Source organism: Exiguobacterium sp. GL_137 (assembly GCF_057834585.1).
In genome coordinates, this window is the sequence record NZ_CM174406.1 from 2,480,008 (window position 1) to 2,495,716 (window position 15,709).

Below are 15,709 nucleotides of genomic sequence, written 5' to 3' on the forward strand. Positions count from 1 at the left end.
TCGAAAGAAAGTTCCGTTCAAACGAAAAATGACCGCTTCCCACCATCAGACGGGAAGCGGTCATTTTGTATCATCGAGCCGGTCATCATCCCGACAGTTTAATATCCTCTTGATACCGGTCATACCAGATTTCAAATTCATCGGCTGGAACCGGACGGGAGTAATAGAAACCTTGACCATATTCACAGTCCAGTTTTCGTAAATTCTCTCCCTGTTCGGCTTGTTCGATTCCTTCCGCCACGACATCATATTTTAACGTGTGGGCGAGTCGGATGATCGTCTCGATCAACGGTGCGTTTGAACAGGCATCGGTCCCGCTGATAAACGACCGGTCAATCTTCAGACGCTGAATCGGAAGACGGCTTAAATACGACAGCGAGGAATAGCCTGTCCCAAAGTCGTCGATCGCCAGTCGGTAACCGAGCTGATGCAACGTCTGCAACGCATCGAATACGCGTGTATCGGAAAAGACACCAAATGATTCTGTAATTTCAAGTTCCATCCGTTGTTCAATCCCGGGATAACGGTCCCTGACATCCGTTAATAACTCGACGATTCGTCCCGAGACCAACTCTTTGACGGATAGATTGGCAGACACACGAAGCGACGCAAGCGGTGTCCCTTCCCATCGTCTGACCTGATTGACGGATTCCTGGACGACCCACATCCCGATTTCTTCGATCAACATCGATCGTTCGGCAATCGGAATAAAGACGGCCGGACTGATCATGCCACGCTCTGGATGGAACCAGCGGAGCAGGGCTTCGCATCCATCGACCGTTTTTGTCTTCAGATTGATTTGAGGCTGATAAAACAGTTGCAGTTCGTTTCGGGCAATCGCTTCCCGTAACTCTGCTTCTAAGACGACCGATTCGCGGTATTCTTCACTCATCCAGGACTCAAACCAGATGGGTCCACCCGTTTGTTCCCGTTTCGCATGTTGCATCGCGATATCGACTGAAGACAGCAACGAGGTCACCGCGACCGCGTCATCCGGATAACGGACCATACTCATACTGATGTTGACATCAATTTTTTCACCATCGATTCGGTAAGGACGTTCCAAAATCGTTTTCAGATCGCGGTAATCGACAATGTCCTGTTGGAAAATCAGGACGGCAAACTCATCGCCGCCAATCCGGGCTGCCGAACCTGTCCCGATGAAATGATGCCGTAAACGATTCGCCATTTCCTTTAAGATTTGGTCACCGGCACTGTGTCCGTAAATATCGTTGATCCGTCTGAACTGACGTACACCGATCGTGACCAATTCTCCCGGTTGCGGTGCAGCGATGGCTTCTGCCATTTTTTGTTCAAACCCGTTCCGGTTCAACAAGGAGGTCAGCACATCATACAATGCCAATTGTGTGATTCGTTCTTCCCGTTTGAATTGATCCGTCTCGTCATGACAGGTTAAATAAAGTGCTGTCCCATTGTCATTTTTCGACGGGACATGAATGATATTGACGAACATGTTACGGATGTCTTGTTTGAAAATCATTTGGCAACGGATTGTCTGACTGTATCCCTCGATTGCCCGATTGAGTGCCCGGCGAAACCGATTTAAATCCGCCGGGTGAATCAGTTCTTCAATCGTCATCAATTCAGAGGATTGGGCCAAATGCTTGAAACGGTCGTTACTGCTAAGCAATTGAAAATCAGACGACAGCGCGACGATTGGATTCGTATTTTGAGAAAATAAGGACTCGATTTCCGCCTTCTTCTGTTTGATTTCCCTTGTTTTTTTATCGTTATAATCCAACAATCCGGAAATGATTGTCGTCATCGTCCGGAAGGCTTCGACGACCGGATGGAAGTCATTTGATTCCGGCACCTGATGATGCGACTGCTTCGGACCTTCCGCAAAAAAGTCTGCTTCTGCCTGCAGAATATGTAAGTCTTTTCGGAATGCCCGTAATAAGGATAACGTCAACAAAAGCAGCAATAGAATGACACAACACGTCGCGACGAACATTAACCAGGCATTTTGGATAAGTGTTGTCCCGTGTTCAGTCATTTCAGTCTGAACATTAGCAATCCCTTGATCGAACGAACGGTACATACTTGCCTGATACCGCCCTGCCAAGTCATCAATCGTTCCATATTGCCGGAGTTCCGGTTGATTGATTGTCGCATCAATCATTCGTAAGTAAGCGTACATCTGGTTGCTCATGACGGAAATATCACGGCGACGATCTTCATATTCCGGTCGCATCGTCGCATAGAGGGACTGGATTAATGCATTGTTCCGCGAATTCAGCTCCTGGCGTATCTGCCGAAGGCGCAACAAATCAATCGAATTCAATTGGTCCTCTTTAGTGACACTGACTAAGAACTGTCCCGCCCTTCCGAACTCTTCCTGCATTAAAAAAAGATTTGAGAAGAACGAGTAATAGGTGCCGGTCTCTCCGCTTAAGTACAGTTGGTTAAACAAGACTTCACTTTTATACGCAGTCGCTACCCGAAAGAATTGATGATCCGACTGATATCCTCCGGTCTGCAGACGGTTGATTTCAGCTAGGAGATCCTTTTTAGCAGGTCCTTCCATCTGTATTTTTTTAATCTGTTGACTCAATGCTGTCAGTTCAGTTTTCGTTTGTTGCCACGTATCGGTCCGTGCCGGAACGGCATCTCTCGTTGTTTCACTTAAGGTGAGGTAATACTCATTCGTCAAATCCCGTTCGACCTGATTGAGTTGTTCAAAAATATCCATCCTATCACTTGATCGTTTGAACTGATACCCGTCTTCAAGATTTTTAGCCAGTTGTTGCATCGCGATTAGTAACGCTAACAGACCAATAACTGAAATCATCCATGAGAACGTTTTGTAGTAGGAGCGTTTTCGGAATGCTTCTACGATGGAGACTGGTGATAAACGTCGCAACACATCGTCCTCCCTAACTTGTCATTATGTTTCTATATCGTCCAACACAACCGGTTCTTGAAGTGAAAACGGGTCAATAAAAAGCACTTCTCTCCACTTTTCGTGAAAATCAGTGCTTTTTTTACTGGATTTCAGTATTGAACGTTTTCCCGCGCTACTTTTTTAGCAAAGTAGTCAATGATATCGCGTCGACGAATGATCCCGATGAAGTGTTTTCCATCATCGATGACCGGTACGAAATTTTGATCGGTGATGACTTCAATCATCTCTTCCATCTGCGCTGTGATGGAAACCGGTTTGTACCGGACACGTTGCTTAATATCCGTTAAACGGGTTTGCAGGACATGATCATAATCCGCATGTTCAAGATTTTTTTCAAGTGCCCACAAGACATCCCCTTCCGTCAGGGTTCCTGCATATTTTCCCTTGTCATCAACGAGTGGGACCGACGTGAATCGATGATGTTTCATCTTTTCGAGTGCTTGTCTGACCGTTGATTCCGGATCTAAGTATTTGACTTCGTCTTTTGGTAATAAGAAAAAAGCAATATTCATTTCTGTTCCTCCCTAGCCACTCTGTGACACCCCTTCTATTTTATCATGAACTCCGGTTACGTTCAGTTCCCAAATCATGAAAATCTCCCCACAATTCCTTCATATTTAGTACTACCCTTCCGATAATCAGAATAGACAGATTTTATAGACTATTTCAAAAGATAGGAGAATTACATATGCGTCTTCCGATAACACGCCGTCTTTTCATCGGGTTGATTCTATTACCTGCCCTCACGTTAGGGGTCTCGACCTGGTTTTCCTACGATCAGACGAGTCAGACCGTCGAGCGACTGGTCGATTCGACTTCTCAAACGGCCTTAAAACAACTCGAACAATCCTTTTCCCGCATCATCGATGATACTAAAAAAGATACCACCCTGTTAGCCGGTCTTCCGTTCAACCGGACGAACGGACAACTACCGAATTACATACGCAATACTCCGGAGATTGGTGCGGAACTGCCTTCTCAAAAAGCAAAAGATATCTACAGTGTCCTTGAGAAATATGGTTCATCTAAAATCGAAAATTCTTTTGTTCAGTATGCCGATGTCAAAGGCGGTTATTTAAACTGGCCGAAACAGGAAGCAACGTCGGGTTATGATCCCCGTCAGGACGTTTGGTACAAACAGGCATTAGAAAATTCAAGTACGGTCGCAATGAGCGAACCCTACTATGATCAGGCGACCAAGCTTTCCGTCATCGGTTTTTCAAAAGCAGCGCTCGATGATCAGGCGAACATCAAAGGGGTCTTATCCGTCTACAAGAGTGTCGACCGGTTATCGGAAGACATGAAACGGATTGAAATCGGTCAACAAGGATTCGTCTTCAGTTATACGAAAGACGGTAAAGTCGTCACGCACCCGAATAAAAATTATTTCTTCAAAAAAGTCGATCAGTTACGTGAAGGTGGAAAAGCATACTTTGAAGCACCGAAACAAATGATCGACCAGGAATCCGGTTCGACGATCATGGATGTCGACGGAAAAAAATCGGTCGTCATCTGGCAGTTGTCCTCGAAGACCGGCTTTAAATTAGCCGTCGTTCTCGACTACGCCTCGTTGTATGCGCCGAAGGATGCGATGCTGAAACAATCGTTAATCAATTTCGTCATTGCGATTGCCTTAGCGACATTGATCGCCTGGCTCATCGGCCGGTCCATCAATCGCCCGTTAGCCGGACTGCGTAATGAAGCATTAGCGATTGCGAGCGGCGATTTGCGATCAACGACCCGTCCGAAACGATGGATCCGCGATGAACTGTCTGATCTTGGCGAAAACTTTGACGCGATGCGCCAAAAGCTTCGTCAAACGATTACCGCGATGACTCAGTCAGCCGGAACCGTCCGGGATGCTTCGCAAGATTTGTCATCAAATGCGACCCACGTTCAAAATGCATCGGTTCAAATCGGACAGACGATGGAAGAAATCGCTTCCGCCGGTGAGACCCAAACCAAGCAAGCGGAACGGTCTTCCCAGGCGGTATATGGCGTCAAGGAACGGTCTGTCGCAATGCAGGCATCGGCTACCCAAACACTGAATGAAGTCGCTTCCGTTGCAACTGCAGCGGCACGCGGCAGCAGCTTAACGAAACAAACCATCACCGATTTATTACAGCATTCCGACTCGCTGGAGCAGGAAATCCAGAATACATCCGATTTCCTCAGCAATCGTTCGGAAGAGATCGGTAAAATCCTCGGAACGTTACAGGCCATCTCGAGTCAAACCAACCTGTTGGCCTTAAACGCGGCCATCGAAGCGGCGCGGGTCGGAGAACAGGGACGCGGGTTCGCCGTCGTCGCAAGCGAAGTACGGAAACTTGCCGAGGAAAGTGATCAGTCCGCGAAACAAATCAAACAGCTGCTCGATAACATCCAACATGAAACACAGACGGCGATGGGCGCGATGAACGGCGTCATGGATGACTTAAAGCAATCGCTCGAATCGGTCAAGACGACCGGTGTCGATTTCGAACAGATCGCCGGATCCGTCCAGCATGTCTCGAAACGGACAGAATCCTTAACGGGTGACATCAGTGCGCTGACGACGGCCACCGAAGAAGTCTCTGACGCGATGGGAACGATTCTTGCCTTGACGGAAGAAAATGCTGCCGGGATCGAGACGAGTGCCGCAAGCATCCAGGAAACGAATGCGACAATCGAAGCGGTTACGACAGCAGCGGCCCATCTCGCGCAAATCGCAACGGAACTTCATGCCCTGACCGTCGATTTCCAAGTGGATGAACCGATTGGCGGGGACGACCTTCTGCCGCCTGCCGAAGTATCTGAACCGGTTGTTAATGACACATCTTACGATCAAGTAGCGACGGCCTCACTCGATGAGCTGCCTGAAACCGAGGACGTATCAACTGATATCGAATCAATTGATACGGTCGACTCAGACTCCTTTGACGACGCGCATCGTTAATCGATTTCACTTAAGACCAAACAGACATCAACAGCCTGAGCACGCAGGCCGTTGATGTCTTTTGATTTTTCGGCGTCCCCGTGTCCAGGCGATTCTTGCTATACAATCGCCTGGACACGACGTAAACTGAAAACAACACGTTTAGAAGAAAGGAGGATTTCCAGTGTCACCCTTATCAACAGAAGATTTAATTCAGATCGCGGAAAGTCTTTACGGGACGACTGGTTTTTTTGTTTCGTACCAGTCCCTGACCGGTGAAGAACTGGACATCAGTCCTGTTGCCCCCTCCCATCCAAGCCGTTTATCGATCGAACAGGAGTGGCCTGCACCGGATCAGACACCGCTCCTGTATACATTAAAAGACGGGACGGCCTATCTGTTCATTCCTGTCCATGAACAAGGGCAGTACCGGATCGGTCCGGTCTTACTGCAGTCGGCCTTGTTCCGTGCGCATATCCAGGATGAAGCGTTCCATCAATTTTATAAATCCTTGACCCGAACGACGGAAAACCGGCTGATTGACTGTGCTCATCTGGTCCACCGCTTATTGACCGGCCAGCAACTCGCCAAACGGGACATCCGGACTGTATCGGAAAGCGAGGAGCAGGAAATCCCGTTGATTGCCGACGTTTCTCCCCATACGGCCACAACCGCCTACATCAAAGCATGGGAGCGGGAACAACAGATCATTGAATGGATTTCTTCCGGACAAAGCGAACGCTTAGCGACGACCTACTCTCTCCCCGCTTACGGTGAGTTCGGATCATTGGCACGTCATCAACCATTACGGGCAGAAAAAAATCTTCTGCTCGGTACCGTTTTATTGAGCGCCCGGGCTGCCATCAATGGCGGGTTGGAACCGGATGAAGCCTTTATGCTCAGTGACCGGATGATTGAATCGATTGAGGCGGCAACCAGTATTTCCGAACTGCGAAACCGTCATGTCCGGATTACGGTCAGTTTTGCAGAAGCCGTCAAACAGATCCAGGAGTTACGCCATTCGCCGCACGTACTTGCCGCGATCCGTTATATCCAGCAGCATCTGTATGATCCTCTATCGGTCTCGTCAATCAGCCAGGCCATTCATGTCTCGGCGAATTATTTATCCGTCCTGTTCAAGGAAGAAACGGGTCTTCCACTCGCACGCTATGTCATTCGTGAACGGATCCGTGAAGCGAAAAGGTTATTGCGTTCGACGGATGATTCCTTACTGACCATCTCGAACAAGTTACATTTTTCGAGTCAAAGTCATTTCAGTCAAGCGTTCAAACAGACGACGGGCGAGACGCCGACTCATTACAGACAACATCATTTTTAAAGGAGCATGACATGACACAGCTATTTACGAAAATCCGTCGCAAGAAAATCCATAAAGGATTACTTCTCTATCGACTGTTTCAAAAGCTTCCGGTTCAACAGAATCTTGTCCTGTTTGAAAGTTTTTTAGGACGCGGTTATTCGGACAATCCGAAGGCGCTCTACCTGACGCTTCAAAAACAGCATCCGGAACTGCAACTCGTCTGGATTTTTGCCAAAGAACCGACCGCTACAGTCAAGGCAGCTTGTCCGAACTGGGTATTGCGGAATAGCCCGAAATACTATTATCAGATGGCCCGGGCCAAGTACTGGATTTTCAACACGCGTCAGCCGCTCAGCTTAAAGAAACGGCGGGAGACGCTGTATTTACAGACCTGGCACGGGACACCCTTAAAACGGTTGGGACTCGATATGGACGAAGTTCATATGCCGGGTACGAATACCGAACAATATAAAAAAAACTTTTCGTCACAGGCACAGGAATGGAATTACCTGCTTTCACCCAATGTCTATTCCAGTGAGATTTTTAAACGGGCGTTTGATTTCCGGGGACAACTTCTCGAAACCGGTTATCCGCGAAATGATCTGTTGTATGCCCCGAATCGTCAGCAACAAGCCGAACAGATCAAACAGTCATTACAATTACCGCCTGACAAAAAAGTCATCTTATATGCACCGACTTGGCGTGACGACGAGTTCGTGACGAAGGGACAATACCGTTTCAATCTCAAGCTGGATCTGGAACAGATGCAAGCCCGGTTAGGTGATGACTATATCGTTCTGTTACGAATGCACTACTTGATTGCGGAACATCTCGATCTCAGCGCACAGGCGGACTTCGCCTACGACGTTTCCTCTTACGGCGACATCTCAGAACTGTATCTGATCAGCGATCTGCTGATTACCGATTATTCGTCCGTTTTCTTTGACTATGCCCACCTGAACCGTCCGATGTTGTTTTTTACGTATGATTTAGAGAAATATGCTTCTGTTCTCCGAGGATTCTATTTTGATTTTGAAGCAGTCGTTCCCGGTCCCTTGTTAAAAGAAAGTGACCAGGTAATCGACTATATCGCAGACATCGAGGCACACTCCAGAAAATACGCAGATAAATACACGGCATTCCAGGAACGCTTTTGCAGTTTGGACGACGGGAAAGCCAGTCAACGCGCGGTGGATGCGCTATTCGCTTCTAAGAGCCAGTAAACATTACGCATAAAAAAACGAGAATCACTTCACCGTTCTTGCGGTAAGTGATTCTCGTTTTTTGTTAGTATAGAGATTTTTAGATTTCTTCACGTACGAACAAAGCAACGCTCTCAACGTGTGTCGTATGCGGGAACATATCAACAGGTGTTACTTCCATCAGCTTGTAGCCGAGTTCAGCCAAAAGCTTGGCGTCCCGCGCTTGTGTTGAAGCGTTACAAGAGACGTAGACAATCCGCTTTGGCGCGACTTCAGCAGCAGCACGGAGGAATTCTTCGTCACAGCCTTTACGCGGCGGGTCAACGACGATGACGTCAGGCTTGATGCCGCCTTTCACGAGTGCCGGCATGACCGTTTCTGCAGTTCCGTATTCGAACGATACGTTATCGATGCCGTTTGCTTTTGCATTCCGGCGTGCATCGTCAATCGCTTGTGGTACCATCTCGATGCCGTAGACGTGTTTCGCCTGTTGCGCAAGCGACAATGAAATCGAACCGATACCGCAATACGCATCGACAACGATTTCATCGCCAGTTAACTGAGCGTATTCAAGCGCTTTTCCGTACAGTTTTTCCGTTTGTAACGGGTTGACCTGGAAGAACGAATGCGGTGAAATTTCATACGTCAATCCGGCAATTTGATCGCGGATGACAGATGGTCCGTGTAAGACGATGTTACGTTTTCCTAAGATGACGTTCGTCTCATCCGGATTGATATTTTGCTGGATCGATGTGACGTTCGGGACAGCTTTTAAGATGCCTTCGACGATTTTATCAGCACCGCGCAATTGTTTGACCTTCGTCACGAGGACGATCATCAATTCGTTTGTGTGGTAACCGTGGCGTGCCATGATGTGACGGATGACACCGCTGTTTTTCTTTTCGTCGTAAGCCGGAACCTTCAGGTCAGCCAGTACTTTCCGGACGGCTTGAATTGCATCATCATTCTCTTTATTTTGGATCAGACAGTAATCCATGTCGATGATCCGGTGACTGCGTTTTTGATAAAAACCGGCCATTAACTTGTTGGATTGGAACGCGACCGGCACTTGTGCCTTGTTGCGGTAACCCCATGGATCTTCCATACCCATCGTTTCGTGGACCGGAATCTCAAGACCGGCAAGACGCGCGAACGCATCACGGACACGGTTATGTTTGAATTTCAGTTCCGCGTCATACGAGAGATGCTGCAGTTGGCAACCGCCGCACTGGTTATAGACCGGGCAAGGCGGCTCAACACGATCGACACTCTTCGTTTTTTGACGGATGATCCGTCCGAAACCGTACGATTTCGTCGTTTTCGTAATTCTGATTTTGACTTGTTCCGTCGGCAAGGCACCGGGAATGAAGACGGTGTAGCCGTCAATCCGGGCAACCCCTGAACCGTCGTGCGTCAAGTCGACGATATCGACGACGTGCTCATCGTTTTTTTGTACTGGGATCATGTTATTTTCCTCCTAGAAAATCCCGCGTCTTACGCGAGATTCGTTTCCTGTTCTTGTGCCTGTAGCTGTAAATTGATCGTTTCCATCTCGTCGATCCGGAACTTCGGCGTCATGACGTCGAAATGTGATTGAAGATTCGTCATCTCCCCTTCACAAATCCCGCCAAACTCGCCATCGATGTTCAAGCTCATCTCGGATGTATTTCGCATCCGGACAAACGACGTCGTCACATGTTCAATGCATGGATCAGAGAAGTGGTCTCCCTTTAACGCCAACCGCATGACACGGATTAACTCAACGAGATTACATTTTTTCAAAATGAATAAATCAAAGCGTCCATCATTGAGGGATGCATTCGGTGAAAGTTTTTCAAAACCGCCTACGGAATTGGTATTCGAAGTCAAAAACAACATGACTTCACCTTTAAATATCCCGCGTTCATGTTCAAGCTCGACATAGGTCGGACGGATTTGCGGGAGTTTTTCCATCCCTTTGACGTAATACGCCAATTGTCCAAGGGCCGTTTTGAGTTTTGATGGAACTTCGTACGAGAGTTCCGTCATGATGCCACCACCTGCGATGTTGATGAAATAGTGGGTACCTGTCGCCCCTTCGATCTTCCCGATGTCGACGGGCATCGTGTACCCTGTACAGATGACATCCATCGCACCCTCGATCGTCAAGGGAATCCGCATTGCCCGACCGAAGTCATTGGTCGTTCCGACCGGTAAGACACCCAGTTTCGGACGAACCGGATACGAGGCCATTCCACTGATTACTTCGTTTAACGTACCATCTCCACCTGCAGCAACGACAAGGTCAAATTCGGCTTCGCAGGCCCGTGCTGCTTCATATGTCGCGTCACCGACCGCTTTCGTCGAATAGACGGAAGTCTCATAACCCGCTGCTTCCAGCCGGTCTAAGATATACGGCAGATTACGCTTTACCATCTCTTTCCCGGAAGTCGGGTTATAAATCACTCGCGCTCTAGGTCTCATAAGATTTTCTCCTTTTTTACTCAACCGATCCATTTGATACATAACTGTTTTATTTTACATGAAGTTCTGACACATTACAAAGGCAAAAAAAGAAGCACCGCTTCCTCCCCCTGATTTAAGGAAGGACACCGGTACTTCAACAAAGCTTATTTTAATTTTTCGAGTTCTTCGTAGAACAGTTGATCGAGCAATGCCGGATTCGCCATTCCTTTTGTTTTTTTCATGATTTGACCGATGACGAAACCTTTTTTCCGGTCACGGCCGTTGACAAGTTCTTCAACAACCGCCGGATTTGCTTCAAACATCTCGACGATAAGTCCGCGAAGGAGTCCTTCGTCCGAAATTTGCGCGAGTCCTTGTTCTTCGACGTAAGCACGCGGCTCGACGCCTTGTTCGATGACAGCCGTGAAGACTTGTTTCGCGATTTTCGATGAAATCGTTCCGCCGGCAATCAGTTCGATCATTTCGGCGAGACGGGCTGGTGTCAGCTTGATCGTATCAAACGTTTCCGTCGATTTGTTCAAGTGACCTTGGACTTCCCCGACCGTCCAGTTGGCAGCGGCTTTCGGTTCAGCACCGGCTGCAATCGTTGCTTCGAAGTACTCGGCCATCTCACGTGTGACCGTCAATTGTTTCGCGTCATAGGCCGACAGACCAAGCGCTTCCTGGTAGCGGACACGACGGGCATCCGGTAATTCCGGAATACCGGCGCGGATTGCTTCTTTCCAGTCATGATCGAGGACCAGCTTAACGAGATCCGGTTCCGGGAAGTAGCGGTAATCGGATGCGCCTTCTTTGACCCGCATCAGGACTGTTTGTTTTTTCGTTTCGTCAAAGCGGAGTGTCTCCTGACGCATGACGCCGCCGGATAACAACAGCTTGCGGTGACGGTCTTCTTCGAACTCAAGACCTTTTAAGACATTTCCGAACGAGTTCAAGTTCTTCAGTTCGGTTTTTGTACCGAACTTCTCTTGTCCGTAGGGACGGACGGAGATGTTACAGTCGCAACGTAACGACCCTTCTTCCATCTTAACGTCCGAGATGCCTGCATACTGCAGGACTTCTTTCAGACGCTCGAGGTAAGCGACCGCTTCTTTTGGTGAGCGCATGTCGGCTTCACTGACGATCTCAATCAACGGTGCGCCGGTCCGGTTGAAGTCGACGACCGAATGGTTGGCGCCGGTGTGGTTCATCTTCCCGGCATCTTCTTCGAGGTGGACGCGTTCAATCCGGAAACGTTTTGTTTCGCCGTCGACTTCCGCATCGATGTAGCCGTCAAAACCGATCGGCTGATCAAACTGCGAAATTTGATAGGCTTTTGGCGTATCCGGATAAAAATAGTTTTTCCGGTCGAATTTCGTTTGATCGGCAACGTGACAGTTCAAGGCCATGGCTGCACGAACGGCGAGTTCGACTGCTTTTTCATTGATTTTCGGCAGGACACCGGGATGTCCGAGACAGATCGGGCACGTCTTCGTGTTCGTTTCCGCTCCGTATTCCCGGGCACAGCCGCAAAACATCTTTGTATTTGTATTTAATTCGGCATGGACTTCAATACCGATGACCGTTTCAAAGTTCATAAGGCATTCTCCTTTATAGCTTCGGAAGCGCAAATCCACCGGTCGCAAGCTCGAATGCATGCGCAGCACGATAAATCGTCGCCTCGTCAAAGTGTTTTCCGATGATTTGCAGACCGACCGGTAATCCGTCGACGAGACCGGCTGGAACCGAAATCGCCGGCACACCTGCCAAGTTGATTGGAATCGTCAGGATATCGTTGGCATACATCGTGACCGGATCATCGTTTTGTGCCCCGAGTTCAAAGGCAGGTGTCGGTGCAGTTGGTCCGATGATGACATCGTAGTTGGCAAGGACCTGGTCAAAGTCTTGTTTAATCAATGTCCGTGCTTGTTGTGCTTTTTTATAGTAGGCATCGTAGTAGCCTGAGCTGAGGGCATACGTTCCGAGCATGATCCGGCGTTTGACTTCGTCACCGAAACCTTGAGCGCGCGAATACTTGAAGACATCTTCGAGTGCATCGGCTTCGGCGCGGACACCGTAACGGATACCGTCGAAACGGGCCAGGTTGGATGAAGCTTCTGAAGAAGCAAGCAGGTAATACGTCGCCAACGCATATTTCGAGTTCGGAAGTGACACTTCATCAACCGTCGCACCAAGCGACTCGAGTTTCTTGATGGCGGCACGGATATTTTCCTTGACACCTTCACTGATTCCTTCTCCGAAATATTCTTTCGGAACGGCAATCTTCAGTCCTTTGATATCCCCTGTCAGTGCTTGTGTGTAATCCGTCGGGTTGACGTTCGCTGACGTCGAATCCATGTCACAATGTCCGGCAATCGCACTCAATAAGTACGCATTGTCTTCGACCGTCCGTGTCAATGGACCGATTTGGTCAAGTGACGAGGCGAAGGCAACGAGACCGTAACGCGAGACGAGACCATATGTTGGTTTTAAACCGACGACACCACAGTAAGCAGCCGGTTGACGGATCGAACCACCCGTATCAGAACCGAGGCTGAATAAGACTTCGCCTGCCGCGACAGCTGCTGCTGAGCCGCCTGACGAACCGCCTGGCACGTGTTTCGTATTCCATGGGTTGCGGACCGGTTTATAAGCCGAGTTTTCGTTTGATGAGCCCATCGCGAATTCATCCATGTTCAATTTCCCGATTGTGATGGCTCCTGCTTCATGCAGACGCTCGACGACCGTCGCATCATGCGCCGGAACGAAGTTTTCGAGGAACTTCGAACCACATGTCGTCGTCATCCCTTTCGTGACGATGTTGTCTTTGACACCAATCGGTAACCCGAATAACGGGTTTGCTTCATGTTTTGCAATCTCGTCCATCCGTTTTGCCTGCTCGAAAGCATCTTCGTTCAACGATAAAAATGCGCCGATGTTTCCGTCCACGCGGTCAATCCGGTCAAACGATTCCTGGACAAGCTCGGATACTTTGACTTCTCCGTCTTTGACGAGTGTGTGTAAATTCTTTACACCATGTTCAAAAAGTGACATATCGGTGGTCTCCTCCTTATTCGAATACTGCCGGGACACGGACTTGTCCGTCTTCCCAATCAGGTGAGAGTCGTTCTACTTCCGTGCGCGGAAGCGATGGACGTACTTCATCTTTACGCAAGACGTTTTTGAGATCGAGGACGTGTGTCGTCGGTTCGACGCCTGTCGTATCGAGCTCATTTAATTGTTCAGCAAACCCGAGAATCTTCTCAAGTTGAACGGTAAATTGTTGGACTTCTTCATCTGTTACGGCGAGACGTGCTAAATGCGCCACATGGCGGACTTGTTCTTCATTAATCTTTGCCATCTGATTCCACCTCCGGAACTTTTTCAATATATTTTACACTATTTCTAATCATAGCACTTTTTGTCCAGACAAAAAAGACGATGGTGCATCGGGGGGAGGTCCGCACCATCGTCCTTGTAGGGGTAGCAAAGCTTCCGGGCAGAAAGCTTCTAGTAATGAATTACCCGAGCTGCCGGTAAGCAAAACAAAAAATCTGATTATTCAAAATAAAAGATCAGCTAACAGATAGACGTTGAAGATGATAACGATACTGACAATCGTCCAAGCGGAACCTTTCGTCAGCGGCCGATTTTTATATTTGCCCATGATCCGTTCACTTGATGTGGCACGAATTAATGGAATCAACGCAAACGGAATCCCGAACGATAAGGCGACCTGGCTCCAAATCAACGCGCGTGTCGGATCAAATCCGGATAACAGCAAGAGGATAGCCGGTAACATCGTGATACTGCGTCTGAGAAAAAGCGGAATCTCCATCTTCAGGAAACCGCGCATGATGGCGTCGCCGGACATCGTGCCGACACTCGATGAAGCGAGTCCGGAAATCAACAGTGCTCCGCCAAACAGATAAGGTGCTGCACCGCCGAGTGACGTCCCGAGCCCGTGAAAAATACTTTCCAGCGTCTCTGCCTGTTGGCTCGTCCCGAAGAAAACGGTCGCCGCAATGACAAGCATCGCGGCATTGACTGCTCCCGCAATCAACATGGCCGCCCAAATGTCCATTTTCTGAATCCGTAATAATCCTTTTTTATCAGCGATGTTCCCCATCCGTCGTTTCGTTAAGTCGGAATGGAGATAAATCGCGTGTGGCATGACCGTTGCCCCGAGCATCCCCGCTGCGAGAACAATACTCGACGTCCCCGAAAATCCGGGAATCAATCCACCGGCAACATCCTGCAGAACCGGTCTGACTTCGATGACTTGGATCGCAAATGCGAGTGCGATGACAAGGACCAGGGTTCCGATGACGGCTTCAAAATGCCGTAATCCTTTTCGTTCGAATCCAAGGATGATGAACGAAGCAACCGCCGTCAGCAAGGCGGCGATTTTCAAATCGATGCCGAACAGCAGGTTAAAACCGAGTGCCGCCCCGACGAATTCGGCCAAGTCCGTCGCCATGGCAACGAGTTCGGCCTGTGCCCAGTAAATGATCCGCATGACCGGCGATAATTCATCCCGAATCACTTCCGCGAGACTCGTATTGCTGACCAGCCCCAGTTTCGCTGACAGCGTCTGAATCATGACGGCCATCAAGTTTGCTGCGATGATCACCCACAGGAGTAAAAATCCGTACTGCGCTCCTGCCGTCATGTTTGTCGCAAAATTCCCCGGATCGAGGTAAGCGACGGCAGCCACGAACGCCGGTCCGATATAGTGTCTTTTTTTCAAACGCTCCACTGGAACGATCGGTTGACTCATCACTTTGCCTCACCTCTCTTTAGTTGTTAGTATACGCTTTTTTTGCGTATAGGCAACATATATGTTTTACGTAAAGATATGTTCACTTAGTTAGTTTCTTCTATATAAAAAGAATGTCCGG

Annotated in this window: 11 protein-coding genes; 3 read left to right on the forward strand and 8 right to left on the reverse strand. The window is 48.7% G+C overall.

Features of this window, described 5'->3' with window-relative positions; all coding sequences use genetic code 11:
* Window positions 1–85: 85 nt before the first annotated feature.
* Both AC3IRK_RS13005 and AC3IRK_RS13010 read right to left on the reverse strand, forming a co-directional pair.
* Entirely contained in the window at window positions 86–2,887 is a 2,802-nt protein-coding gene (locus AC3IRK_RS13005; protein WP_489170055.1) for a putative bifunctional diguanylate cyclase/phosphodiesterase, read from the reverse strand.
* Window positions 2,888–3,015: 128 nt separating this feature from the next.
* Window positions 3,016–3,438 (reverse strand): CBS domain-containing protein, encoded by a 423-nt coding sequence (locus AC3IRK_RS13010; protein WP_012371366.1) that lies wholly within the window; start codon window positions 3,436–3,438, stop codon window positions 3,016–3,018.
* A 176-nt stretch (window positions 3,439–3,614) separates the two neighbouring features.
* On the opposite strand from AC3IRK_RS13010, the gene AC3IRK_RS13015 reads away from it, so the two are divergent.
* From AC3IRK_RS13015 to AC3IRK_RS13025, 3 genes are all read left to right on the forward strand, one after another.
* A complete protein-coding gene (locus AC3IRK_RS13015) occupies window positions 3,615–5,861 on the forward strand; it encodes a methyl-accepting chemotaxis protein (RefSeq protein WP_489170056.1) in 2,247 nt (748 codons plus the stop codon).
* 163 nt (window positions 5,862–6,024) lie between these two features.
* Window positions 6,025–7,179 carry a helix-turn-helix domain-containing protein gene (locus tag AC3IRK_RS13020; protein ID WP_131502266.1) on the forward strand — a complete coding sequence of 385 codons (1,155 nt, stop codon included), beginning with the start codon at window positions 6,025–6,027 and terminating at the stop codon, window positions 7,177–7,179.
* Between the two features lie 11 nt (window positions 7,180–7,190).
* A complete protein-coding gene (locus AC3IRK_RS13025; RefSeq protein WP_489170057.1) occupies window positions 7,191–8,384 on the forward strand; it encodes a CDP-glycerol glycerophosphotransferase family protein in 1,194 nt (397 codons plus the stop codon).
* 79 nt (window positions 8,385–8,463) lie between these two features.
* Here the strand turns inward: AC3IRK_RS13025 and rlmD are convergent, their stop codons facing one another.
* The 6 genes from rlmD to AC3IRK_RS13055 form a co-directional block, all read right to left on the reverse strand.
* Window positions 8,464–9,828 (reverse strand): 23S rRNA (uracil(1939)-C(5))-methyltransferase RlmD, encoded by a 1,365-nt coding sequence (gene rlmD / locus AC3IRK_RS13030; RefSeq protein ID WP_489170058.1) that lies wholly within the window; start codon window positions 9,826–9,828, stop codon window positions 8,464–8,466.
* A gap of 29 nt (window positions 9,829–9,857) precedes the next feature.
* On the reverse strand, window positions 9,858–10,826 hold the full coding sequence (locus AC3IRK_RS13035; protein ID WP_131502269.1) for a diacylglycerol kinase: 969 nt from the start codon (window positions 10,824–10,826) through the stop codon (window positions 9,858–9,860).
* Between the two features lie 146 nt (window positions 10,827–10,972).
* Window positions 10,973–12,406 (reverse strand): Asp-tRNA(Asn)/Glu-tRNA(Gln) amidotransferase subunit GatB, encoded by a 1,434-nt coding sequence (gatB, locus tag AC3IRK_RS13040; RefSeq protein WP_489170059.1) that lies wholly within the window; start codon window positions 12,404–12,406, stop codon window positions 10,973–10,975.
* Window positions 12,407–12,419: 13 nt separating this feature from the next.
* A complete protein-coding gene (gene gatA, locus AC3IRK_RS13045) occupies window positions 12,420–13,862 on the reverse strand; it encodes an Asp-tRNA(Asn)/Glu-tRNA(Gln) amidotransferase subunit GatA (RefSeq protein ID WP_026827488.1) in 1,443 nt (480 codons plus the stop codon).
* A 16-nt stretch (window positions 13,863–13,878) separates the two neighbouring features.
* Window positions 13,879–14,169 carry an Asp-tRNA(Asn)/Glu-tRNA(Gln) amidotransferase subunit GatC gene (gene gatC, locus AC3IRK_RS13050; RefSeq protein WP_026827487.1) on the reverse strand — a complete coding sequence of 97 codons (291 nt, stop codon included), beginning with the start codon at window positions 14,167–14,169 and terminating at the stop codon, window positions 13,879–13,881.
* A 201-nt stretch (window positions 14,170–14,370) separates the two neighbouring features.
* Window positions 14,371–15,588, reverse strand: coding sequence for an Nramp family divalent metal transporter (locus AC3IRK_RS13055; protein ID WP_255508366.1), 1,218 nt, complete (start codon window positions 15,586–15,588; stop codon window positions 14,371–14,373).
* Between the last annotated feature and the right edge of the window lie 121 nt (window positions 15,589–15,709).

Excerpts from the sequence above, each read along its gene's own strand:
- gatA (WP_026827488.1), bottom strand. The coding sequence starts at position 13,862 with ATGTCACTTTTTGAACATGGTGTAAAGAATTTACACACACTCGTCAAA.
- gatC (WP_026827487.1), bottom strand. The coding sequence starts at position 14,169 with ATGGCAAAGATTAATGAAGAACAAGTCCGCCATGTGGCGCATTTAGCA.
- gatB (WP_489170059.1), bottom strand. The coding sequence starts at position 12,406 with ATGAACTTTGAAACGGTCATCGGTATTGAAGTCCATGCCGAATTAAAT.
- AC3IRK_RS13035 (WP_131502269.1), bottom strand. The coding sequence starts at position 10,826 with ATGAGACCTAGAGCGCGAGTGATTTATAACCCGACTTCCGGGAAAGAG.
- AC3IRK_RS13015 (WP_489170056.1), top strand. The coding sequence starts at position 3,615 with ATGCGTCTTCCGATAACACGCCGTCTTTTCATCGGGTTGATTCTATTA.
- AC3IRK_RS13025 (WP_489170057.1), top strand. The coding sequence starts at position 7,191 with ATGACACAGCTATTTACGAAAATCCGTCGCAAGAAAATCCATAAAGGA.
- rlmD (WP_489170058.1), bottom strand. The coding sequence starts at position 9,828 with ATGATCCCAGTACAAAAAAACGATGAGCACGTCGTCGATATCGTCGAC.
- AC3IRK_RS13010 (WP_012371366.1), bottom strand. The coding sequence starts at position 3,438 with ATGAATATTGCTTTTTTCTTATTACCAAAAGACGAAGTCAAATACTTA.
- AC3IRK_RS13055 (WP_255508366.1), bottom strand. The coding sequence starts at position 15,588 with ATGAGTCAACCGATCGTTCCAGTGGAGCGTTTGAAAAAAAGACACTAT.